Genomic DNA, 21,017 nt, shown 5'->3' on the forward strand with positions numbered 1-21,017 from the left:
GTACTCACGCTTGTCCTCACTTCAGCCGGCTCGACGCCAGGATCGACACCAGGTGCAGCAGCGTCTGGACCAGCGCGATGCCCGCGAGGACCGCGACGCCGAGCCGCGAGAAGAACAGGTCGCCCCTGGCCGAGTCCACGACGGCCAGGACCAGGATCAGCAGCGACGCCTCGATGCCGAGGATCAGCCGGTGGAACTTGAGCGCGGCGGCGGCCTTGCGGGCCAGCGCCATGCCTGACGAGCGCGGCTCGGACGCCGCCTCCTTGACCGGCGGCAGCCCGCCCTGGTGCCGGGCGACGCCGACCAGGTCGGTCTCGGCCTTGATCAGGATGGCGCCGAGGGCGGCGAGCGTGCCGAGGAAGGCCCACAGCCAGTCGATCCGGCCCGGACCCCACAGGTCGGCCGCGCGCAGGCCGAAGCCGACGAGGACCGCGGCGTCGCACAGGTAGGCGCCGACCCGGTCGAGGTAGACGCCGCCGAGCGAGAACTGCTTCTTCCAGCGGGCGATCTCCCCGTCGACGCAGTCGAGGAGCAGATACAGCTGGACCATCAGCACGCCGAGGACGGCGCCCCAGATCCCGGGCACGAGCAGTGCCGGGGCCGCGAGGACGCCGCAGACGGTCATCAGATAGGTCAGCTGGTTCGGCGTGACCCGCGTGTTCACGAGGTAGCGGTCCACCCGCAGCGAGATCTCCCGCATGTACAGGCGGCCGGCCCAGTGCTCACCGCTGCGCCGGTCCTTCACGCCCGCCGGGTGAACGACCGGGCGGAGCTCAGCTACGGATGGTCTTGGCATAGTCGGCGTACGCGTCCCTGATCTCGTCTGTGGACAGGTCGAGGTGCTCGAGGATGGTGAAGCGGCCCGGACGGGTCTGCGGGGCGAACTCCACGGCGCGGACGAACTCGTCCACGCTGAATCCGATCTCCTCCGGGAGCACGGGCAGCCCGTGCCGGCGCAGGGTGTCGACCATCAGCGCGGACGCCTCGGACGCGCCGCGCAGGTGCATCGCGAAGGCCGCGCCGAGGCCGCACTGCTCGCCGTGGCTGGCCGCGCGGGTCGGGAACAGCAGGTCGAAGGCGTGGCTGATCTCGTGGCAGGCGCCCGAGGAGGGGCGCGTGTCACCGCTGATCGACATGGCGATGCCGGACATCACCAGGCCCTCGGACAGCGTGACCAGGAAGTCGTCGTCGCCGACGCCGCCGGGGTGGCGCAGGACCGCCTCGCCGGCGCTGCGGGCCATGGCCGCGGCCAGGCCGTCGACCGGTTCGCCCGTCTCGCGGTGGGAGAGCTCCCAGTCGGCGATGGCGGAGAGGTTGGAGATCGCGTCGCCGATGCCGGAGCGGACGAAGCGCACCGGGGCGTCCCGGATCACGTCCAGGTCGATGACCAGGGCGATCGGGGTCGGGACGCCGTAGGAGCCGCGGCCGTTGTCGTTGTCCAGGGTGGACACCGGCGAACAGATGCCGTCGTGCGACAGGTTCGTGGCGATGGCGACCAGCGGCAGGCCCACTCGGGCCGCCGCGTACTTGGTCACGTCGATGATCTTGCCGCCGCCGAGGGCGACGACGGCGTCGTACCGCTTGCCGCGCATCGCGTCGGCGAGCTTGACGGCCGCGTCGATGGTGCCGCCCTCGACCGGGTACCAGTCGGCGCCGGGCAGCTCGGGCGCGAAGCGGTCACGCAGCTTGACGCCCGAACCGCTGCTGATGGCGACGGCGATCTTGCCGTTGCTGGAGATCCGCTGGTCCGCGAGGAGCGCGGACAGGTCGTCCAGCGCTCCCCGGCGGATGTCGACGACGACCGGCGAGGGGATGAGCCGGGTCAGTACTGGCACGCGATGTCACGGCCCTTCGCCAGGTCGTCGTGGTTGTCGATCTCCACCCACTTCACGTCGCCGATGGGCGCGACGTCGACGGTGAAGCCGCGGTTGACGAGCTCCTGGTAGCCGTCCTCGTAGTAGAGGTCGGGGTCGCGCTCGAAGGTGGCCTTCAGGGCGTCGGCGAGCTCCTCGGCCGCCTCGGGCTCGATGAGGGTGACGCCGATGTACTCGCCGGTGGCGGTGGCCGGGTCCATGAGCTTGGTGATGCGCTGGACGCCCTTGCCCTCGGCGGTGATGACCTTCATCTCCTCGTCGGCGAGGTTCTTCACCGTGTCGAGGGCGAGGATGATCCTGCGGCCGTCGCCGCGCGCGGCGAGCAGGGTCTTCTCGACGGAGACCGGGTGCACGGTGTCGCCGTTGGCGAGGATGACGCCCTTCTTCAGGACGTCACGGGCGCACCACAGGGAGTAGGCGTTGTTCCACTCCTCGGCCTTGTCGTTGTCGATGAGCGTGATGCTGACGCCGTACTGGGCCTCCAGGGCCTCCTTGCGGTCGTACACGGCCTCCTTGCGGTAGCCGACGACGATGGCGACCTCGGTGAGGCCGACCTCCGCGAAGTTCTTCAGAGTCAGGTCGAGGACGGTGGTGTCACCGTCGACAGGCACGAGGGCCTTCGGGAGCGTGTCGGTGTAGGGGCGCAGACGCCTTCCGGCACCGGCTGCCAGTACGAGGCCAATCATGCTGTTTCTCCTTCGTCATGTACGGCAGGTGCTCCGGAGGACACCCAGAAGCGGATGGACTCCACGAGCACCACGAGCGCCACGGCGACCGCGAGGGCGGTGAGCGCCAGGGTGAAGTCGTCGCCACGGCTCGCGAGCAGAGCGGCGAGCAGGGTCACCAGGAGCGTGCGGCCCTCGTGACCGCCGATGGTGCGCACCAGCCAGGCGGGCGGCGCGCCGGTGCCGCCGCGGATGCGGTACACCGTGTCGTAGTGATGGTAGGCGACCGCCGCGACCAGCCCGAATGCGGCGGGCAGCGCCCCGGGGGCGTCCGCCTTCGCGGCGAGGACGAGCACGGTGGTGTATTCGGCGGCGCGGAAGAGCGGGGGCAGCAGCCAGTCCAGGGCGCCCTTGAGGGGGCGGGCGACCGCGCATCCCGCCAGGAGCGCGTACAGCAGGGCGGCGACGACCGTGAGGGTGCTCCCGAAGGGCTCCGCCAGTGCGGCGGCGAGCAGGAGCGCCGTCCCCGCAGCGGCCCACAGCACCGGGGCGCGCAGGAGCGGGCGCAGCGCGGGGCGGCGGCCGGTCCGGGCCACCAGCTCGGCGAGCGGGCCCGAGTCGGCGAGGTCGGCGAGGGCCTGGGCGGCGCGGTCGGTGCGCCGCGCCTTGCGGGTCACCGATCGCAGGACGCGGCCCGCGGTGGTGTAGCAGGCGCCGAAGGCGCAGCCGATCAGCAGGGCGTAGAAGACGATCCGGGGGGTGGTGACGGCGGTGAGGACCGCGATCATCGCCCAGCGCTCGCCGATCGGGAGGATGATCATGCGCCGGGCCCAGACGGTCCAGCCCACGGTGTTCAGCCGGTCGGAGAGGGCCGCGGTGGGGCTGGTGTTGGCCTGGGCGTCGTGGTTGGCCTCGTTGAAGGAGAAGTCCACGACGTGGCGGCAGCTCATCAGGACCATCGCGCCGAGTGCCAGGGCCCACACGTCGTCGCCGTCGCGTGCGGCGCCGAGCGCGAGGCCGGCGTAGAAGGCGTACTCCTTGGCGCGGTCGAAGGTGGCGTCGAGCCAGGCGCCCATCGTCGAGTACTGCAGGGAGTAGCGGGCGAGCTGCCCGTCGGTGCAGTCGAGGACGAAGGAGACGAGGAGCAGGACGCCGGCGGCGACGTAGCCGCCGCGCTCGCCCGTGGCGGCGCAGCCGGCCGCGAGGAGGGCGGTGAGCAGCGAGGCGGTGGTGACCTGGTTGGGGGTCAGTCCGCGCCGCGCGCACCAGCGGGCGATGTAGCGGGAGTACGGGCTGATGAAGAACGTGGTGAAGAAGCCGTCGTGGGCCTTGACGGCGGAGCGCAGGCGTACGGCCTCGTCGTCGACGGCCGTGACGGCGGCGCGGGCCGCGTGGCGGGCCTCCGCGTCGGCGGGGACGGCGGCGACGAGCGAGCCGAGTTCGGGCCGGTGCACGGCCACGCCCTCGGCGCCGAGCGCCCGGGCGAGCGCGTCGGGCAGGCCCTCCTCCGCGGGGGAGAGTGCCGGCGCGGCGCAGGCAGTGGCGACCGCGGTGTCCGCGGGTGCCGTGTCGGTCTCGGCCGCCTCGGTCCGCGCGGGTGCGGCGTCCGAGGCGGTCAGCGCCCGGGTCAGCGCGGGCCGGGCCTCGGGCTGCGCGGTCAGCGCTCCGGGGACCGCGGCGGCGGGGAAGCGGGGGTCGGTGAGGGCGAGCCGCAGCGCGTGGAGGTGTCCGACGAATCGCGGGTCGACCAGGGCGACGCGCTCGGCCGCCGGTACGGCGGCGACCAGCGCGGCCGTCTCGTGCGGTCCGGAGGCGACCCTGACGTCGAAGCCGAGTGACCGCAGATCGCCGTCGAGCGACGATCCGGGTACCGGCGGACCGGTGAGGATGGCGGTCGACAGACGAACTCACTCCTTGGAGCTGGCGGACGGGCCGGCGGGGCCCCTGGCACACGGCCCCGGGCACGGTGGTGCGGCCCGGAAACGGGCGGCGGCACGTCGGCCGAGGCTATCGGATGAACGAAAGCGCGAGTTCACCGAGGCTTCGCGGTGAGGACTCCCCCGGGCCCCCTCGCGTCGGCGCGCACGCGCCGCGCCCTGCGGGGCTCATCATGATCGATCGGCGCCCCGGCCCACAAACCGCGCCCCCCGGCCCCGGAGACGGCCTGCCGCGCCGGCCCCGCCGCAGATCGCCGCGCACCGCTGACCAGGTCTCATCACCGCAGGTCAGAGCATATGACAACGGTGTTCAGTGCCGTGTTGCGGATACCCCCTACCCGTAGTTCACTTGCGGGCGGGGCACAGGGATCGACACGACCGGGAGGCCATGTCATGGGGGCTGGACACGACCACGGACACAGTCACGGAGGAGCGCCGCCGACGGGGACGGCCGCGGCGGCCTATCGCGGGCGGCTACGCGTCGCGCTCGCGATCACCCTCTCCGTGATGGTGGTCGAGATCGTCGGCGGCGTGCTCGCCGACTCCCTCGCGCTGATCGCCGACGCCGCCCACATGGCGACCGACGCCGTGGGCCTCGCGCTGGCCCTGCTCGCGATCCACTTCGCCAACCGGCCGCCCAGCGACAACCGCACGTTCGGCCTCGCGCGGGCCGAGATCCTCGCCGCGCTCGCCAACTGCCTGCTGCTGCTCTGCGTCGGCGGGTACGTCCTGTACGAGGCGGTCCAGCGGTTCATCGAACCGGCCGAGACCAAGGGCGGCCTCGCGATCGCGTTCGCGCTGATCGGCCTGGTCGCCAACATGGTCTCGCTCTCCCTGCTGGTCCGCGGCCAGAAGGAGAGCCTCAACGTCCGCGGCGCCTATCTGGAGGTGCTCGCGGACGCCCTCGGCTCCGTGACGGTGATCGTCGCGGCCGGGATCATCCTCCTCACCGGCTGGCAGTACGCCGACCCGATCGCCTCGATCCTGATCGGCCTGATGATCGTGCCGCGCACGGTCAAGCTGCTGCGCGAGACCCTGGACGTCCTGCTCGAGTCGGCGCCCAAGGGCGTCGACATGGCGGAGGTACGGGCGCACATACTGGCGCTGCCCGGCGTCGAGGACGTCCACGACCTGCACGCCTGGACGATCACGTCCGGGATGCCGGTCCTCTCCGCCCACGTCGTGGTCGACCAGGGCGCCCTGGACTCGGTGGGGCACGAGAAGATGCTCCACGACCTCCAGGGCTGCCTGGGCTCCCACTTCGACGTGGAGCACTGCACCTTCCAGCTGGAGCCCGCGGGCCACGCCGCCCACGAGGCCGGACTCTGCCTGTGATCCTCCCGTCCGGCGATGCCTGTTAGTCTCCCCGCACGAACGTGAGGTGAGAGGAGCTGAGGTCGATGACCGTCGCGACGGAGGCTGCCCCGCGCGGCAGCGCCCGGTCCCCGTTCAGCTCCCGGGTCTCCGGCTGACCCGACATCCCGGCCCCCTCGCGTCCCGCCCCGCGGGCGCGGTGGCGCGAACCGGTACGTCATGTCGTCGGCCGGGCCCCTCTCTCCCCAGGGATTCCCACGTTGTCCGACAGCACCCACGCCTCGTACGAGGCGTTCTTCGCCCTGCACCACGGTCTTCCGCGGCAGGGCCCCGGCTCCGACACCACCACCCGCCGTCTGCTCGCCCTCTCCTCAGGCGTCCCGGAGGGACTGGAGGGAGCCGCCGGCGCTCCGCCCAGGCGTCCGCGCGTCCTCGACCTCGGCTGCGGTCCCGGCCGCTCCGCCCTGCTCCTCGCCGCCGAGGCGGGGGCCGAGGTGACCGCCGTCGACCTGCACGAACCGTTCCTCGAGGAGCTGCGGGCCGCCGCCGAGGCGCGCGGGCTCGGCGACCGCGTCCGCACCCTCCACGCCGACATGGGTGAGCTTCCTCTCCCCGACGGGTCCTTCGACCTGGTCTGGGCCGAGAGCTCGGCGTACTCGATCGGTTTCGACACCGCTCTGGACCGCTGGCGCCGGCTGCTCGCGCCCGGGGGCACGCTGGTGCTCACCGAGTGCGAGTGGACCACCGACACCCCCTCCCCTGAGGCGCGCGCCTTCTGGGACCGGCACTACGCGCTCCGGACCGGCGCCGAGAACACCGCGGCGGCGGTCGCGGCCGGCTATCACGTGCTGGGGGTGCTCCCCCAGCCCGAGAGCGACTGGGACGCGTACTACGGCCCGCTCCGTGAGCGGGCCGACGCCGCCGACCCGTCCGCCCCCGGCATGGCCGAGGCGCTCGCCGCGACCCGTGAGGAGATCGCGGTGCGCCGCGACCACGGCGGCGACTTCGGCTACACCGGCTACGTCCTGCGCCCCGCCGACCCCCGGTGGCGTACGCGGGAGGAGACCGCGGCCGACATCCCCGCCGTACGGGAGGTCAACGCGGCGGCGTTCGCCACGGCGGACGAGGCCGCGCTGGTCGACGCCCTGCGCGAGGACGAGAGCGCCTGGCTTCCGGGGCTCTCGTACGTCGCCGAGGCGCCGGACGGCACGGTCGCGGCCTACGCGCTGATCACCCGCTGCCGGGTCGGTGGCGCTCCGGCGGCGGCGCTCGCGCCGGTCGCCGTGGCGCCCGCCCACCAGCGTTCCGGCGCCGGGCAGGCCGTCGTCCGGGCGGTGCTCGACGCGGCGCGGCTGCGCGGCGAGCGGCTCGTGGTGGTGCTGGGCCATCCGGAGTACTACCCCCGGTTCGGATTCGCACGGGCATCGCAGTACGGGATCAGGCCAGGTTTCGAGGTCCCCGACGAAGCCATGATGGCGCTGGTCCTGCACGGTTCCGGGCCCGTACCCGTGGGCACGATCCACTATCCGGCGGCTTTCGGCGTCTGAGGTGGCGGGAGGGCCCACCGCACCGGGATGTACTCCGGTGCGGTGGGCCCGGCCATGTCCGGCCGCCGAAGTACGGACAAGCCGCTTTTGTACGGCAGACTGAGGTGCCCCTCATGGGGCCGAGACCGAAGCGATGAAGGACGGGTATGGCGACCACACCAGCCACCGCGGCACACAGCTCGCCGAACGGAATCTCGCCGAACGGCGTCCAGGCGTCGATCATGCTGGAGCTGGTCGACGAGGACGGCAACACGATCGGGACGGCCGAGAAGCTCGCCGCGCACCAGGCCCCGGGACAGCTGCACCGGGCGTTCTCGGTGTTCCTCTTCGACGAGGCGGGCCGGCTGCTGCTGCAGCGCCGTGCGCTCGGGAAGTACCACTCCCCCGGTGTCTGGTCGAACACCTGCTGCGGTCATCCGTACCCGGGAGAGGCGCCGTTCGCCGCCGCCGCCCGGCGCACGTACGAGGAGCTGGGCGTCTCGCCCTCACTGCTCGCCGAGGCGGGCACCGTCCGCTACAACCACCCGGACCCGGCGTCGGGGCTGGTGGAGCAGGAGTACAACCACCTCTTCGTCGGCATGGTGCAGACCGGTCTGCGGCCGGACCCGGAGGAGGTCGAGGAGACCGCCTTCGTGACGGCGGCGGAGCTGGCCGAGCGTCATGCGACCGCGCCGTTCTCCGCCTGGTTCATGACGGTCCTGGACGCGGCGCGTCCGGCGGTCAAGGAGCTGACGGGTCCGGCCGGCGGCTGGTGATGCCGTAGGGGGGCACGGGCACGACCCCGGGGAGGTCCCCCGGTCCGGCACCGGGCGCGGGTCCGGGCGAGGGGACGCTCCCGGGGAGGCCCCCGCCCGCCGGGACGGTGCCCGGCAGGGTCGCGGGCGTCGCGGTGAGGGCCGCGCCCGGAGCCGGCCCCGAGCCCGGTGGCCGGGGGACGAGGGGCAGCGCGGCCCAGATGATCTTGCCGCCGCTCGCGGTGTGCTCGACGTCGCACGCCCCGCCCGCCTCCAGGGCGATCTCACGCACCAGGAGCAGTCCGCGGCCGCCCGTCTGGCCGTAGTCGGCCTCCAGCGCCTTGGGGCGGTAGGGGTGGTTGTCCTCGACGGACACCCGGATCCACTCCGCGCCGATCGCCACCTCGACCGCCACCTCAGGGGAGAGCAGCGCCGCGTGCTTCACCGCGTTGGTGACCAGCTCCGAGACGATGAGCAGCAGCCCCTGGACGGTGTCCTCGTGCGCCGGCACACCCTGACGGTTCAGCAGATCGCGTACCGCGTGCCTGGCCTGCGGGACGGAGACGTCGACCGCGGGAGCGGTGAAGCGCCAGACCCCTTCGTAGGACGGTGGCCGTGCGGGCACGCTCCCGCGGCTTCCCATAGTCCGGCTCCCACCCTCGTGCTCGATTGTCGCCACGATGTCGAGTCTGATAACCCGGGGGTCCGCACCGGCCTCCTGACCAGAAGTCGACACTTATAGGCCACTTTCTGATCGGCTGAGTATGCCAACGTCAGTTGTTCGACCGGTCCTGATCTGTCGCTGACGGGTTCGGAAGGGGGTCCTCCACAGGGGCGACCATGCCGACGATCCGCCGGCCCCCGACGCCGATGGCGATCAGGCCGAGCCCGTCGAAGAGGAGCGCCAGAGAGAAGAAGCAGCCGAGAACATAGCGGCTGCTCTCGGGCCAGTCGAGGAGGACGAGCACACCGAGCAGCAGGCCGAACGCTCCCTGCAGCAGCGTCCAGCCGAACTGCGGCCCGCGCACCACCACGCTGCCGACCAGCCGGAAGACGCCACCGGTGAGGAAGAGCAGCGCGGCGAACATCGTCAGCGCCTCGGCCGAACCCTCCGGGTGACGGATGACGACCACGCCGGCCGCGATGTTCAGCGCGGCGACCACCACGGCCAGCCAGAAGTAGGGTGTCCCCCGCGACTCGACGGCGTGCAGCAGTCCCACGAATCCGCCGATGAGCAGCAGCCAGCCGAACAGGAGCATCGAGGTGAGCGTGGCGAGGCCGGTGTAGACGAGCCCGACGATCCCGCCGAGGACGAGCAGGGCGCCGAGCAGCGCGAGCCATCCGAAACTGCGGCTGAGCCGCTTGCTCTCCCGTACGGCTTCGTGGGGTTCCCGGGGCATGCGCGCCTCCTCGTCGGACCGGCCTCTCGCACCCCCTTCTTGATCGTACGGTCGGGGTCCCCGGATAGCATCCGCCGCATGGAGCCCACCGAGCCGCACCTGAAGACCTCCGTCGCCGACGGGGTCGCCACCGTCGTCGTCTCCCACCCGGCCAAGCGCAACGCGATGACGGCCGGGATGTGGCGGAGTCTTCCCGCGCTCCTCGCCCCGCTCGCCGCCGACCCGGCGGTCCGCGCACTGGTCCTCACCGGTGAGGGCGGGACCTTCTGCGCCGGCGCGGACATCTCCACGCTCCGGGAGCCGGGCGACGAGCAGCAGTCGCTCGCGGTACGGGCGGAGGAGGCCCTCGCCGCGTTCCCCAAGCCGACGCTCGCGGCCGTGCGCGGCTACTGCGTGGGCGGCGGGAGCCAGCTCGCGGCCGCCTGTGATCTGCGGTTCGCCGAGGAGGGCGCCCTCTTCGGGGTGACGCCGTCGAAGCTCGGCATCGTCTACCCCTCCTCCTCGACCCGGCGCCTGACCGCGCTCGTGGGGCCGTCGGCCGCCAAGTACCTCCTCTTCTCGGGCGAGTTGATCGACACGGCGCGGGCGCTGCGGACCGGCCTCGTCGACGAGGTCCTGCCGCCGGGGGAACTCGACAAGCGGGTGACCGAGTTCACCCGGGTGCTGGTCGCGCGGTCGCAGCTGACCCAGGCGGCGGCGAAGGAGTTCGCGGACGGCCGCACGGACCGTGACGCGTACTGGTCGGACCAGGCGCGCGGCAGCGGCGACACCGCTGAGGGGGTCGCGGCCTTCCTGGAGCGCCGCGCGCCCCGGTTCACGTACGGGGTGTGAGGCGGGGCGGCCCGGCACGACCCGCAGCGCGGCGGCCCTGGAGCTGCGGCACGACCGCCCGCGGCCTCGGACTCGGCGGCGCCGATGCAGCCGCCCGGTGGGGCGGTTCGCGCCAGGCGGGCGGAGGGTCTGCGGGCTCAGCCCTCCCGCGCGAGGACCTTCTCCGCCCGGCCCCGCCAGCGGGCGACGATCGCGGCCGGGGCCTTCTCCGGCGAGCCCGCGTCGTACGGCGGCTGGGGGTCGTACTCGGTGAGCAGCTGGACGGTCTGCGCGGCCTCGTCCCCCGCGATCCGGCCCAGCAGGTGCAGTGCCATGTCGATGCCGGAGGAGACTCCGGCGGCGGTGACGTACTTCCCGTCGAAGACCACGCGCTCGCCGGCCGGTTCGGCGCCGAGCGGCCGCAGCTCCTCGGACGCCAGCCAGTGGGTGGTCGCCCGGCGGCCGGTGAGCAGCCCGGCGCCGGCCAGGACGAGGGAACCGGTGCAGACCGAGGTGGTCCAGGTGCTGGTGGCGTCGGCGGTACGGAGCCAGGTGAGGATCTCCGGGTCGTGCATGGCCTCGCGTGACCCGGGGCCGCCCGGGACGATCACGATGTCCGGGTGCGGCACCTCGGCGAGGGTCCTGTCGGCGACGAGGGCGAGGCTGCCCTGGTCGCCCCGGACCGGGCCGGTCTCCCGGGCGACGAAGACGGTGTCGGCTCCGGGGAGACGGGCGAGGAGTTCGTAGGGCCCGACGGCGTCGAGGGCGGTGAAGCGGTCGTAGAGCAGGACGGCGATCTGCATGGGCTCCCTATCGGATGGTGGGGTGAACGGGAGCGTGGAAGCGGCGGCGGTAGTCGGCCGGGGCCGTACCGAGCGCCTTGACGAAGGCGCGGCGCATGGCCTCGGAGGTGCCGTAGCCGGCCGCCCGGGCCACCTCCTGGACACCCTGGGCGGACTCCTCCAGGAGCCTGCGCGCGTGTTCGAGCCGTACCCGGTCGACGTACCGGCCCGGAGTCGTGCCGGTCTCCGCCTGGAAGGCGCGGGCGAAGTGGCGGGGGGAGAGCCGCGCGCGGGCCGCGAGCGCCTCCACCGAGAGGTCCGCGCCGGGATGCTCGGTGATCCAGTGCTGGAGGTCGCGCAACGGTTCCCGGCGGGCGGTCTGGGCCGCGAGCTGGGCGCTGAACTGCGCCTGGTTGCCCGGCCGGCGCAGGAAGACGACCAGGTGGCGGGCGACGGTGAGCGCCGCGTGGCGGCCGAGGTCCTCCTCCACCAGGGCCAGCGCGAGATCGATGCCCGCGGTGACCCCGGCCGAGGTGGAGAGCCGGCCGTCCCGGACGAAGATGGGGTCCGGGTCCACCTCGACCTCGGGGTAGCACCGGGCGAGGTGGTCGCAGGCGACCCAGTGGGTGGTGGCCCGGTGCCCGTCGAGCAGGCCGGCGGCCGCGAGCAGCAGCGCGCCCGTGCAGACGGAGACGAGACGTTCGGCGTGCGGGGCGTTCGCCCGCAGCCAGTCGACCAGCCGCGGGTCGGGGGTCCGTGTGCCCTCGCCCCCGGGCACGAGCAGGGTGTGCGGCGGGCCCGCCTCGACGGCTTCGGCGAGCGTGGAGTCCGCGAGCATCCGCAGCCCGCTCTGGGTGCGGACCGGGCCGCCGTCGAGCGAGGCCGTCCGGATCGGGTAGGAACCGCCGGCCTCGCCGACGCGGCCGGCGCCGGCGAACACCTCCACCGGTCCGGTGACATCCAGGCTCTGCACGTCGTCGAAGAGGACGACGAGCACGGATCGCTTCGTCATGCCTCCATCCTTCGGCGGCCGCCCGATGGCCGCAATGACGAAGAACCCACCTTTCCTGCCATGGCGGGGGTCTTCCGGGCCCGACGGTTCCCGTCGTACCGACCAGTCGGTAACGTTCGGCCCATGACGACCTCACTGCCGCCCCGCGCGGGCCGCCGCTGCCACAACGCGCTCAACCCGCTGCACTCGACGCTGTACTTCTCACCTGACCTCGACGTCGAGTTCAAGGGCCTCGGCTTCGACGACCCGAGCGCCATGCGACTCGCCGCGCGCAGCGCCGCGCTGGGGGCCGTGGGCCCGGGAACGGTCGCCGCGACCTTCTACAACTACAACCACGAGCTGCTCGCCCGGCACCTGCCGTCCGTCTGGGAGACCGCCGCTCCCGCCGCCGTCCTCGACGCGCGGCTGCGTGCCGCCGACGCCACCCTGCGCCGGCTGCTCGGGGAGGAGACGGTCGCCTCGGCCGAGATGGCGGAGGCGGCCGAGCTCGCGCTGCGCGCCACCGAGGCCTGCACCCGGCACGCCCGGCCGCTGTACGCGGCCAACGCCGACCTGCCCGTCCCCGAGGAGCCGCACCTGCGCTACTGGCACGCCGCCACGCTGCTGCGCGAGCACCGGGGCGACGGCCACCTGGCGGCGCTGCTCTCCCTCGGGCTCGACCCGCTGGAGGCGCTGGTCAGCCACACCGCGACCGGCAGGGGCATGGCACCGCGCTGGGTCCTCGGCTCGCGCGGCTGGCGGCGCGCCGACTGGGACGCGGCGGTGGAGCGGCTGCGGGACCGGGGCCTGATCGACGCCGAGGGAGAGCTCACCGACGCGGGCACGGCCCTGCGCGCCGAGCTGGAGGAGTGCACCGACCGCCTGGACACCGCCCCGTACGAGCACCTGGGGGCCGTCGGCGTGGAGCGGCTGACGGAGCTCGGCCGAGGCTTCCTCTTCGCGGCGGCCGCGGCGGGCGCGTTCCCGGACGACCTGACCGGCAAGGCCTGACACGACCGGGGAAGCCGGCCGACCGGCCCGGCGAGCCCGCGGCCACCGGAGGCGGACGCGGCCACGAGGCCGGCCGGGCGGGACCCGAAGGGTGCGGGGCCGGGCGACGAGGCGCGGCCCACAGCAGACGGGCGCCGTCACCGAGGCCGGCCGAGTGGAAGTTGAAAACGCAAAGCCAGGCGACGAGGCACGGCCACAGCACAGACGGACGCCGTCACCGAGCCGGCCGGGCGGGACCCGAAGGGTGCGGGCGGGCGGGGCCGCCGCCGCGCGCGGGCGGGGCGCGTGCGGCGTCGAGGCGGCCGACCCGGCACAATGCACTCGCAAGCTTGAGGCACGAGAAGGCGAGTCGGGACACTGTGACGACGTCCATCGAAGGCAGGATCGCCGAGGAACTCGGCGTACGCGAGCGACAGGTGAGGGCGGCCGTCGAGCTGCTCGACGGCGGCTCGACCGTGCCGTTCATCGCGCGCTACCGCAAGGAAGCGACCGAGATGCTCGACGACGCGCAGCTGCGCACGCTCGAGGAGCGGCTGCGCTATCTGCGGGAGCTGGAGGACCGGCGGGCCGCCGTCCTGGAATCCGTACGCGAGCAGGGCAAGCTGACGCCGGAGGTGGAGGCGCAGCTCAGGGCGGCCGAGACCAAGGCCCGCCTGGAGGACATCTACCTGCCCTTCAAGCCGAAGCGCCGCACCAAGGCGCAGATCGCCCGCGAGGCCGGCCTGGAGCCGCTGGCCGAGGGGCTGCTCGCGGACCCCTCGGTGGAGCCGGCGGCCGCCGCGGCCGCCTTCGTCGACGCGGACAAGGGAGTCGCCGACGCGGCCGCCGCCCTGGAGGGCGCGCGGGCCATCCTGACCGAGAGGTTCTCGGAGGACGCCGACCTGATCGGCGAACTGCGCGAGCGGATGTGGAGCCGGGGCCGGCTGGTCGCGAAGGTCCGGGAGGGCCAGGGCGACGGCAAGGAGGGGCCGGGCGCGAAGTTCGCCGACTACTTCGACTTCGCCGAACCGTTCACGGCGCTGCCCTCCCACCGGATCCTCGCCATGCTGCGCGGCGAGAAGGAGGACGTCCTCACTCTGGAGCTGGAGCCGGAGGAGCCCTCGCAGACTCCCGGCCCCTCCTCGTACGAGGCGACGGTCGCCTCGCGCTTCGGCGTGGCCGACCGGGGACGCCCCGGGGACAAGTGGCTGCTCGACACGGTCCGCTGGGCGTGGCGCACCCGGATCCTGGTGCACCTTGGCATCGACCTGCGGCTGCGGCTGCGGACGGCGGCGGAGGACGAGGCGGTACGGGTCTTCGCCGCGAACCTGCGCGATCTGCTGCTCGCGGCGCCGGCCGGGACCCGGGCGACGCTGGGCCTCGACCCCGGCTTCCGCACGGGGGTCAAGGTCGCCGTCGTCGACGCCACCGGCAAGGTCGTCGCCACCGACACCGTCTATCCGCACGTGCCCGCCAACAAGTGGGACGAGTCGCTGGCGAAGCTGGCCCGGCTGGCCGAGGAGCACGCGGTCGAGCTGGTCGCCATCGGCAACGGCACGGCCTCGCGTGAGACGGACAAGCTCGCGGCCGAACTCATCGCCCGGCACCCGGAGTTGAACCTCACCAAGGTGATGGTGTCGGAGGCGGGCGCCTCGGTGTACTCCGCGTCCGCCTTCGCCTCGCAGGAGCTTCCCGGCCTGGACGTGTCCCTGCGCGGCGCGGTCTCGATCGCGCGGCGGCTGCAGGACCCGCTGGCCGAGCTGGTGAAGATCGACCCGAAGTCGATCGGCGTCGGGCAGTACCAGCACGACCTGTCCGAGGTGAAGCTCTCGCGCTCGCTGGACGCGGTGGTCGAGGACTGTGTGAACGGCGTCGGTGTCGACGTCAACACGGCGTCCGCGCCGCTGCTTTCGCGGGTCTCCGGCATCGGGGCCGGCCTCGCCGAGAACATCGTGTCGCACCGGGACGCCAACGGACCCTTCCGGTCGCGCCGGGCGCTGAAGGACGTCCCGCGGCTCGGCCCGAAGGCGTACGAGCAGTGCGCGGGCTTCCTGCGCATCCGGGGCGGGGACGACCCGCTGGACGCGTCGTCGGTCCACCCGGAGGCCTACCCGGTGGTGCGGCGGATGGTGAAGACCACGGGCGGCGAGGTGGCCTCGCTGATCGGCAACACCGGGGCGCTGCGCTCGCTGCGCGCGGACGACTTCGTGGACGACACCTTCGGTCTGCCGACCGTGACCGACATCCTGCGCGAGCTGGAGAAGCCGGGCCGGGACCCGCGGCCGGCGTTCAAGACGGCCACCTTCAAGGAGGGCGTCGAGAAGATCGGCGACCTGGTGGCGGGAATGGTCCTGGAGGGCGTGGTCACGAACGTGGCGGCGTTCGGGGCGTTCGTGGACATCGGTGTCCACCAGGACGGTCTGGTGCACGTCTCGGCCATGTCGAAGACCTTCGTGAAGGATCCGCGGGACGTCGTGAAGCCGGGTGACGTCGTCCGGGTGAAGGTCATGGAGGTGGACATCCCGCGCAAGCGGATCTCGCTGACGCTGCGCCTGGACGACGAGGCGACGGCGGACACGGCGGGGGGCGGCGCCGCGCCGAAGAAGGAGCGCGGAGGTCGGCCGCCCCAGCAGCGCCGAGGCGGCGCCGGAGGCTCCGGCGGAGGTGGCGGCGGCGGCGGCGACCGGGGCCGCTCCAAGGCCGCCGCCCCGGCCCCGGCGAACAGCGCGATGGCGGACGCCTTGCGCAAGGCGGGCCTGCTGAACGAGGGCGGTGGCGGCAAGCGGCGCGGCCGCTGACGCGTGACGGGCCCGGCCTCGCGGCCGGGCCCGTCGTCGCGCGCAGGAGCGGGCGGGTCCTCGGCCGCCTCAGGCGTCCGGGAGGAAGCGCAGGGCCCACTCCGCGCGGTGGGCGACCGTCAGGTCGTCGTCCTGGGTGAGGGGCCGGAGGAGCGCGCGGGAGCGGGTCGGGTCGGCCTGTACCAGGTCGACGATCTCGGCCGCCAGGGAGTCCTGGTCGTCGCCGAGGTCCACGGCGGAGGCCCGCAGGAGCGCGGGCAGCGCGTCGGGGCCGCCGATGGCGGCGAGGACGCCGCCGAGGAGTTCGCGGGCGTAGGCGTTGCGCTCGGTGAGGGCCCGGTCCAGTTCGGCCTGGAGGCGGGGCAGCATCGCCGCGTCGCCCGAGGCGGCGATCTCGTCGGCGAGGTCGATGGTCTCGTCGACGTCGGCGTCGAGGTCGTCCAGCATCTCGGTGAGCCGGGTCAGCAGGTCGGTCATGGTGTCTCCTGGAATGCGCCGTCCCTCGGGACGGGGACGGTCTCCGAGGTGTCGGCCTCGGCGGCCACCGCGACGTCCTGCGGATGGCCGTACTCGTACAGTTCACGCCCCGAAGCGCGGCGGTGCAGCTCCGCCGCCGGGTCCGCCGTCGCCTCCCACGGCGTGGCCGCGGCCCGCGCCCGCGGCGTCAGGTCGTACGGGCCCCGGGCGCGCGGCCCGGACGGGACGGCGTCGGCGCCCAGGAGACCCGCCGGGGCCGGGCGCGGGGAGAGGCCGGGCCGTCGTTCGCGCGGGCCCCGGCCGGAGCCGGCGCCCATCAGAGCTCGGTCACCTTGCCGGCGGCGACCTCGATCCGGCGGGTCGTGCGGACCGCGTCGAGCATCCGCCGGTCGTGGGTGACCAGGAGCAGGGTGCCGGTGTAGGAGTCCAGCGCGGACTCCAGCTGTTCGATGGCCGCCAGGTCCAGGTGGTTCGTCGGCTCGTCCAGGACGAGCAGGTTCACTCCCCGGCCCTGGAGGAGGGCGAGGGCGGCGCGGGTGCGCTCGCCCGGGGAGAGCGTGGTCGCCGGGCGCAGCACGTGCTCGGCCTTGAGGCCGAACTTCGCCAGCAGGGTCCGCACCTCGGCGGGCTCCGTCTCCGGGACGGCGGCGCAGAAGGCGTCGAGCAGGGACTCCGAGCCGTGGAACAGCTTGCGCGCCTGGTCGACCTCGCCGACGACGACGCCCGAGCCGAGGGCGGCGTCACCGGCGTCCAGCGGCAGACGGCCGAGGAGCGCCGCGAGCAGGGTCGACTTGCCGGCTCCGTTGGCGCCGGTGATGGCGACGCGGTCCGCCCAGTCGATCTGGAGAGTGGCAGGCCCGAACCGGAAGTCGCCCCGCCGCACCTCCGCCTCCCGTAGCGTCGCCACGACCGAGCCGGAGCGGGGAGCGGCGGCGATCTCCATCCGCAGCTCCCACTCCTTGCGGGGCTCGTCGACGACGTCGAGACGCTCGATCATGCGCTGCGTCTGGCGGGCCTTCGCGGCCTGCTTCTCGCTGGCCTCGCTGCGGGCGTTGCGGCCGAGCTTGTCGCCGTCGGTGGCCTTGCGGCGGGCGTTCTTGACGCCCTTGTCCATCCAGGACCGCTGCATGTGGCCGCGTGCCTCGAGGGCGGCCTTCCTGCCCGCGTACTCCTCGAAGTCCTCGCGGGCGTGCCGCCGGGCGGTGTCCCGCTCGTCGAGGTACGCCTCGTAGCCGCCGCCGTACAGCGTGATCTGCTGCTGGGCGAGGTCCAGCTCCAGCACCTTGGTGACCGTGCGGGTGAGGAACTCGCGGTCGTGGCTGATGACGACCGTGCCGGCCCGCAGCCCCTGGACGAAGGACTCGAGCCGCTCCAGGCCGTCGAGGTCGAGGTCGTTGGTCGGCTCGTCGAGCAGGAAGACGTCGTAGCGCGAGAGGAGCAGGGAGGCGAGTCCGGCACGGGCGGCCTGGCCGCCGGAGAGGGAGGTCATCGGCTGGTCGAGGCCGACGGTGAGGCCGAGCGAACCGGCGACCTCCTCCGCGCGTTCGTCGAGGTCGGCGCCGCCGAGACCGAGCCAGCGCTCCAGGCTCTCGGCGTACGCGTCGTCGGCTCCGGGCGCCCCGTCGACCAGGCCCTGGGTGGCCTCGTCCATGGCGGCCTGGGCGGCGGCGACACCGGTGCGCCGGGCGAGGAACTCCCGCACCGTCTCGCCCTCGCGACGCTCCGGCTCCTGCGGGAGGTGGCCGACGGTGGCGGTGGGCGGGGAGAGCCTCAGCTCTCCGTCCTCGGGTGTGTCGAGCCCGGCGAGCAGGCGCAGCAGGGTCGACTTGCCGGCGCCGTTGACGCCGACGAGGCCGATGACGTCGCCGGGGGCGACGACGAGGTCGAGGCCGGCGAAGAGGGAGCGTTCGCCGTGGCCGGCGGCGAGGTCCTTGGCGACGAGAGTGGCAGTCATCAGGACACGCATCCTAGGTCAGAGGAGGGCGTGGGGGCGGTACGGGAGCCGGGCGCACCCGGCGGGGGACGCGGGCGGTGCGTCGCGGGTACCGTCCGCGCATGAACGGCGACGCGATCGTGGTGGGTGGCGGGATCATCGGTCTGACGACCGGGCCGACGCTGGCGGAGCGCGGGCTGCGCGTGCGGGTGTGGTCACGCGACCCGGCGGCGCGGACGACCTCGGCGGTGGCCGGGGCGCTGTGGTGGCAGTACCGCGTCGAGCCGGCGGCGAAGGCCGGGGACTGGGCCCTGGAGTCGCCGCGGGTCTACGAGCGGTGCGCGGCCGATCCGGCGGCCACGGGCGTGCGGCTGGTCGCAGGTGTCCACGCGGACACGGTGCCGGAGCGGCTCGGGGTGTGGGCGCGCCAGGTCCCCGGACTGCGCCCGCTGGCGCCCGAGGACGTGCCGGGGCCGTACGAGGAACCGGCAGGCGTCAGGCCCCCGCCCCCTGAGGGGGCGAGGGCCTGGGCAGTGAGGCGGGGTCAGTTCCAGGGCTTCGGGGCGTTGCCGTCCGCGTCGACGCAGGCACGGACGCGGCGGTCGAGGGCGTCGGCCTGGGCGCGCGCCTTGCGGGCCTCGGCCGTGGCGCCGAGCCGCTGGAGCCTGGCCGCCCTGGCGCGCAGGGAGTGCGACTGCTGACGCATCTTGTCGACCTCGCAGACGACCTTCTTGCCGCCTGCCGCCGAGGCGTCCGGGGCCGCCGCGGTCTGGCCGAGCAGCAGGCCGCCGGCGAGCAGCGTCGTCATGGTCAGGGCGGTCAGGGTGCGGCGCGGCGGCGTCGCGTACGTCATGGGGGTTCTCCAACTTCCGGGCCGTGGGGACCCGTTCGGGTAAGATCTACTACCGACCGGTAACCCTAGTCGAAATGATCAAGGACGCTCGTCCGGCGTGCCCGCCCCCGGCCCGATGCGCAGTTCGAAGTCGCCGTCGTACTGCTCGTGGCCCGCGATCACGGCGGATTCCACGACCTCCACGCCCACTTCGCCCCGGACGATCAGCGGGTCCTCGCGCAGGTCCCTCATGAGCGCCAGGCACATGCCGAGCATCACGAGCACGAAGGGGGCTGCCACCAGGATGGTGAGGTTCTGCAGGCCAGCGAGCGCGTCGCCCTGGCCGTCACCGATGAGGAGCATGATCGCGGCGACCGCTCCGGTGACCACACCCCAGAACACGACGACCGGCCGGGTGGGTTCGAAGGCACCGCGCTGGGACAGCGTGCCCATGACGATCGAGGCCGCGTCCGCGCCGGAGACGAAGAAGATCCCGACGAGGATCATCACGAGAAGGCTCGTCGTCCCGGTGAGGGGGAACTCCTGGAGCAGGCCGAAGAGCTGGCCCTCGGGCGTGGTCTCCCCCGCCAGCCGGCCCTGCTCGTCGAGCCTCATCGCCGTACCGCCGAAGATCGCGAACCAGACCAGACTGACGGCGCTCGGCACGAGGATGACGCCGCCGACGAACTGCCGGATCGTGCGGCCCCGGCTGATCCGGGCGATGAACATGCCGACGAACGGCGTCCAGGAGATCCACCAGGCCCAGTAGAAGACCGTCCAGCTGCCGAGCCAGGCGTGGATGTCCTCGCCGCTGGTCGCCTCCGTGCGGCCGGCCAGCTGGGGCAGGTCGCCGAGGTAGGCGGCGATGGAGGTGGGCAGCAGGTCGAGGACGATGATGGTGGGGCCCGCGATGAAGACGAAGAGGGCCAGCACCAGCGCGAGCACCATGTTGGTGTTGGAGAGCCACTGGATGCCCTTCTCGACCCCGGACACGGCGGAGAGCACGAAGGCCAGGGTGAGCACGGCGATGATGCCGACCAGCAGCCCGGTGCCGGTCTCGGCCATCCAGCCCAGCTCCTCGAACCCGCTGCCGATCTGGAGCGCGCCCAGGCCCAGCGAGGCGGCCGAGCCGAAGAGCGTGGCGAAGATCGCCAGGATGTCGATGACCCGGCCGGGGCCGCCGTACGCCCGTCGCTCCCCCATCAGCGGGACGAAGACGGCGCTGATGGTCTGCCGCCGGCGGCGCCGGAAGGTGGAGTACGCGATGGCCAGCCCCACGACGGCGTAGATCGCCCAGGGATGCAGCGTCCAGTGGAAGAGGGTGGTGGCCATCGCGATCTCCATCCGCTCCGCCGCGTCGGCGGGACGGGTGCCGGGCGGTGGGGTGCCGTAGTGCGCGAGCGGCTCGCTGACGCCGTAGAACATCAGGCCGATGCCCATGCCGGCGCTGAACATCATGGCGATCCAGGAGACGGTCCGGAACTCCGGGCCCTCGCTCTCCTGGCCGAGGGTGATCCGGCCGTAGCGGCTGATCGCCAGCCACAGCGCGAAGACGACGAAGCCCGAGGCCGCCAGCATGAACGCCCAGCCGCCGTTGCGGATCAGCCCGTCCAGGAGGCTGCTGGACGCGCTCTCCAGACTCTCGGTGGCCGTGGAGCCCCAGATGACGAAGGCCAGGGTGAGGACGGCCGTGACACCGAAGACGATCCGGTCGGTGCGCGCGGCGTGGAGCCGCTCGGGGTGGCCGGGAAGGTCGGCCGTCACCGGCAGCCACTCCCGGCCCCCCTTGACGCTCTTGGCCATCCGGCCGGCCGGGCCCTCCCCGGCCGCTCCGTCCTTACGGCCCCGGCGGCCGCCCTCCCGGCCGGCCCCGGTCTCCCCGCCCGCTCCGCCGTCCCGGCCGGAGGGGCCGCCCCGGCCCCTCCGGCTCTCC

At 73.5% G+C, this 21,017-nt stretch carries 18 protein-coding genes and 2 pseudogenes; 7 read left to right on the forward strand and 13 right to left on the reverse strand.

Features of this window, described 5'->3' with window-relative positions; genetic code table 11:
• Positions 1 to 16 precede the first annotated feature (16 nt).
• From AB0K65_RS06255 to AB0K65_RS06270, 4 genes are read right to left on the reverse strand one after another with little or no spacing between them, the layout of a single operon-like run.
• Positions 17 to 796 (reverse strand): CDP-alcohol phosphatidyltransferase family protein, encoded by a 780-nt coding sequence (locus AB0K65_RS06255; RefSeq protein ID WP_365714562.1) that lies wholly within the window; start codon positions 794 to 796, stop codon positions 17 to 19.
• Positions 774 to 1,835, reverse strand: coding sequence for an iron-containing alcohol dehydrogenase family protein (locus tag AB0K65_RS06260; RefSeq protein ID WP_365714563.1), 1,062 nt, complete (start codon positions 1,833 to 1,835; stop codon positions 774 to 776). The genes AB0K65_RS06255 and AB0K65_RS06260 overlap by 23 nt, the downstream gene beginning before the upstream one ends.
• Positions 1,823 to 2,560: a phosphocholine cytidylyltransferase family protein gene (locus AB0K65_RS06265; protein WP_365714564.1), complete on the reverse strand. Its 738-nt coding sequence runs from the start codon at positions 2,558 to 2,560 to the stop codon at positions 1,823 to 1,825. Before AB0K65_RS06265 ends, AB0K65_RS06260 begins: the two co-directional genes overlap by 13 nt.
• Complete coding sequence (locus AB0K65_RS06270; RefSeq protein WP_365714804.1) at positions 2,557 to 4,290, reverse strand: DUF5941 domain-containing protein; 1,734 nt, start codon at positions 4,288 to 4,290, stop codon at positions 2,557 to 2,559. Before AB0K65_RS06270 ends, AB0K65_RS06265 begins: the two co-directional genes overlap by 4 nt.
• A gap of 579 nt (positions 4,291 to 4,869) precedes the next feature.
• Between AB0K65_RS06270 and AB0K65_RS06275 the strand changes: the two genes are divergently transcribed.
• The 3 genes from AB0K65_RS06275 (at position 4,870) to idi (ending at position 8,092) form a co-directional block, all read left to right on the forward strand.
• Positions 4,870 to 5,811 carry a cation diffusion facilitator family transporter gene (locus tag AB0K65_RS06275; RefSeq protein ID WP_365714565.1) on the forward strand — a complete coding sequence of 314 codons (942 nt, stop codon included), beginning with the start codon at positions 4,870 to 4,872 and terminating at the stop codon, positions 5,809 to 5,811.
• Between the two features lie 239 nt (positions 5,812 to 6,050).
• The gene (locus tag AB0K65_RS06280; protein ID WP_365714566.1) at positions 6,051 to 7,337 is read left to right on the forward strand and encodes a bifunctional class I SAM-dependent methyltransferase/N-acetyltransferase; all 1,287 of its coding nucleotides are present in this window, start codon (positions 6,051 to 6,053) and stop codon (positions 7,335 to 7,337) included.
• 146 nt (positions 7,338 to 7,483) lie between these two features.
• Complete coding sequence (gene idi / locus AB0K65_RS06285) at positions 7,484 to 8,092, forward strand: isopentenyl-diphosphate Delta-isomerase (RefSeq protein WP_365714567.1); 609 nt, start codon at positions 7,484 to 7,486, stop codon at positions 8,090 to 8,092.
• A 181-nt stretch (positions 8,093 to 8,273) separates the two neighbouring features.
• Here the strand turns inward: idi and AB0K65_RS06290 are convergent.
• Together AB0K65_RS06290 and AB0K65_RS06295 are read right to left on the reverse strand one after the other, a co-directional pair.
• Positions 8,274 to 8,714, reverse strand: a pseudogene (locus tag AB0K65_RS06290) (ATP-binding protein); the annotation flags it as partial.
• Between the two features lie 130 nt (positions 8,715 to 8,844).
• Positions 8,845 to 9,471, reverse strand: a complete 627-nt coding sequence (locus AB0K65_RS06295; protein WP_365714568.1) for a DUF308 domain-containing protein — start codon at positions 9,469 to 9,471, stop codon at positions 8,845 to 8,847.
• Between the two features lie 78 nt (positions 9,472 to 9,549).
• Here AB0K65_RS06295 and AB0K65_RS06300 point away from each other — a divergent pair, with 78 nt between their 5' ends.
• Positions 9,550 to 10,302 carry an enoyl-CoA hydratase/isomerase family protein gene (locus AB0K65_RS06300; protein ID WP_365714569.1) on the forward strand — a complete coding sequence of 251 codons (753 nt, stop codon included), beginning with the start codon at positions 9,550 to 9,552 and terminating at the stop codon, positions 10,300 to 10,302.
• A gap of 137 nt (positions 10,303 to 10,439) precedes the next feature.
• Here AB0K65_RS06300 and AB0K65_RS06305 read toward each other — a convergent pair whose 3' ends face one another.
• Positions 10,440 to 11,084 carry a DJ-1/PfpI family protein gene (locus tag AB0K65_RS06305; protein WP_365714570.1) on the reverse strand — a complete coding sequence of 215 codons (645 nt, stop codon included), beginning with the start codon at positions 11,082 to 11,084 and terminating at the stop codon, positions 10,440 to 10,442.
• A gap of 7 nt (positions 11,085 to 11,091) precedes the next feature.
• Positions 11,092 to 12,075, reverse strand: coding sequence for a DJ-1/PfpI family protein (locus tag AB0K65_RS06310; protein WP_365714571.1), 984 nt, complete (start codon positions 12,073 to 12,075; stop codon positions 11,092 to 11,094).
• A gap of 123 nt (positions 12,076 to 12,198) precedes the next feature.
• Here AB0K65_RS06310 and AB0K65_RS06315 point away from each other — a divergent pair, with 123 nt between their 5' ends.
• Both AB0K65_RS06315 and AB0K65_RS06320 read left to right on the forward strand, forming a co-directional pair.
• Positions 12,199 to 13,065 (forward strand): hypothetical protein, encoded by an 867-nt coding sequence (locus AB0K65_RS06315; protein WP_365714572.1) that lies wholly within the window; start codon positions 12,199 to 12,201, stop codon positions 13,063 to 13,065.
• Between the two features lie 359 nt (positions 13,066 to 13,424).
• On the forward strand, positions 13,425 to 15,842 hold the full coding sequence (locus AB0K65_RS06320; protein WP_365714573.1) for a Tex family protein: 2,418 nt from the start codon (positions 13,425 to 13,427) through the stop codon (positions 15,840 to 15,842).
• 69 nt (positions 15,843 to 15,911) lie between these two features.
• Here the strand turns inward: AB0K65_RS06320 and AB0K65_RS06325 are convergent, their stop codons facing one another.
• Genes AB0K65_RS06325 through AB0K65_RS06335 form a run of 3 tightly spaced genes read right to left on the reverse strand, consistent with a single transcriptional unit; the run spans position 15,912 to position 18,273 of the window.
• Positions 15,912 to 16,319 (reverse strand): hypothetical protein, encoded by a 408-nt coding sequence (locus AB0K65_RS06325; RefSeq protein WP_365714574.1) that lies wholly within the window; start codon positions 16,317 to 16,319, stop codon positions 15,912 to 15,914.
• Positions 16,316 to 16,636, reverse strand: a complete 321-nt coding sequence (locus AB0K65_RS06330; protein WP_365714575.1) for a hypothetical protein — start codon at positions 16,634 to 16,636, stop codon at positions 16,316 to 16,318. Before AB0K65_RS06330 ends, AB0K65_RS06325 begins: the two co-directional genes overlap by 4 nt.
• On the reverse strand, positions 16,636 to 18,273 hold the full coding sequence (locus AB0K65_RS06335) for an ABC-F family ATP-binding cassette domain-containing protein (protein ID WP_365714576.1): 1,638 nt from the start codon (positions 18,271 to 18,273) through the stop codon (positions 16,636 to 16,638). The genes AB0K65_RS06330 and AB0K65_RS06335 overlap by 1 nt, the downstream gene beginning before the upstream one ends.
• 101 nt (positions 18,274 to 18,374) lie before the next feature.
• On the opposite strand from AB0K65_RS06335, the pseudogene AB0K65_RS06340 reads away from it, so the two are divergent.
• A pseudogene (locus AB0K65_RS06340) lies at positions 18,375 to 18,641 on the forward strand (FAD-dependent oxidoreductase); the annotation flags it as partial.
• A 155-nt stretch (positions 18,642 to 18,796) separates the two neighbouring features.
• Here AB0K65_RS06340 and AB0K65_RS06345 read toward each other — a convergent pair.
• Together AB0K65_RS06345 and AB0K65_RS06350 are read right to left on the reverse strand one after the other, a co-directional pair.
• Positions 18,797 to 19,105, reverse strand: a complete 309-nt coding sequence (locus tag AB0K65_RS06345) for a hypothetical protein (protein WP_365714577.1) — start codon at positions 19,103 to 19,105, stop codon at positions 18,797 to 18,799.
• Positions 19,106 to 19,183: 78 nt separating this feature from the next.
• Positions 19,184 to 20,887 carry a BCCT family transporter gene (locus tag AB0K65_RS06350; protein ID WP_365714578.1) on the reverse strand — a complete coding sequence of 568 codons (1,704 nt, stop codon included), beginning with the start codon at positions 20,885 to 20,887 and terminating at the stop codon, positions 19,184 to 19,186.
• Between the last annotated feature and the right edge of the window lie 130 nt (positions 20,888 to 21,017).

Origin of the sequence: Streptomyces sp. NPDC053755 (genome assembly GCF_040677675.1) — a bacterium.
Classification (GTDB): domain Bacteria; phylum Actinomycetota; class Actinomycetes; order Streptomycetales; family Streptomycetaceae; genus Streptomyces.

Excerpts from the sequence above, each read along its gene's own strand:
- AB0K65_RS06255 (WP_365714562.1), bottom strand. The coding sequence starts at position 796 with ATGCCAAGACCATCCGTAGCTGAGCTCCGCCCGGTCGTTCACCCGGCG.
- AB0K65_RS06265 (WP_365714564.1), bottom strand. The coding sequence starts at position 2,560 with ATGATTGGCCTCGTACTGGCAGCCGGTGCCGGAAGGCGTCTGCGCCCC.
- AB0K65_RS06275 (WP_365714565.1), top strand. The coding sequence starts at position 4,870 with ATGGGGGCTGGACACGACCACGGACACAGTCACGGAGGAGCGCCGCCG.
- idi (WP_365714567.1), top strand. The coding sequence starts at position 7,484 with ATGGCGACCACACCAGCCACCGCGGCACACAGCTCGCCGAACGGAATC.
- AB0K65_RS06295 (WP_365714568.1), bottom strand. The coding sequence starts at position 9,471 with ATGCCCCGGGAACCCCACGAAGCCGTACGGGAGAGCAAGCGGCTCAGC.
- AB0K65_RS06300 (WP_365714569.1), top strand. The coding sequence starts at position 9,550 with ATGGAGCCCACCGAGCCGCACCTGAAGACCTCCGTCGCCGACGGGGTC.
- AB0K65_RS06305 (WP_365714570.1), bottom strand. The coding sequence starts at position 11,084 with ATGCAGATCGCCGTCCTGCTCTACGACCGCTTCACCGCCCTCGACGCC.
- AB0K65_RS06310 (WP_365714571.1), bottom strand. The coding sequence starts at position 12,075 with ATGACGAAGCGATCCGTGCTCGTCGTCCTCTTCGACGACGTGCAGAGC.
- AB0K65_RS06315 (WP_365714572.1), top strand. The coding sequence starts at position 12,199 with ATGACGACCTCACTGCCGCCCCGCGCGGGCCGCCGCTGCCACAACGCG.
- AB0K65_RS06325 (WP_365714574.1), bottom strand. The coding sequence starts at position 16,319 with ATGACCGACCTGCTGACCCGGCTCACCGAGATGCTGGACGACCTCGAC.
- AB0K65_RS06330 (WP_365714575.1), bottom strand. The coding sequence starts at position 16,636 with ATGGGCGCCGGCTCCGGCCGGGGCCCGCGCGAACGACGGCCCGGCCTC.
- AB0K65_RS06335 (WP_365714576.1), bottom strand. The coding sequence starts at position 18,273 with ATGACTGCCACTCTCGTCGCCAAGGACCTCGCCGCCGGCCACGGCGAA.
- AB0K65_RS06345 (WP_365714577.1), bottom strand. The coding sequence starts at position 19,105 with ATGACGTACGCGACGCCGCCGCGCCGCACCCTGACCGCCCTGACCATG.
- AB0K65_RS06350 (WP_365714578.1), bottom strand. The coding sequence starts at position 20,887 with ATGGCCAAGAGCGTCAAGGGGGGCCGGGAGTGGCTGCCGGTGACGGCC.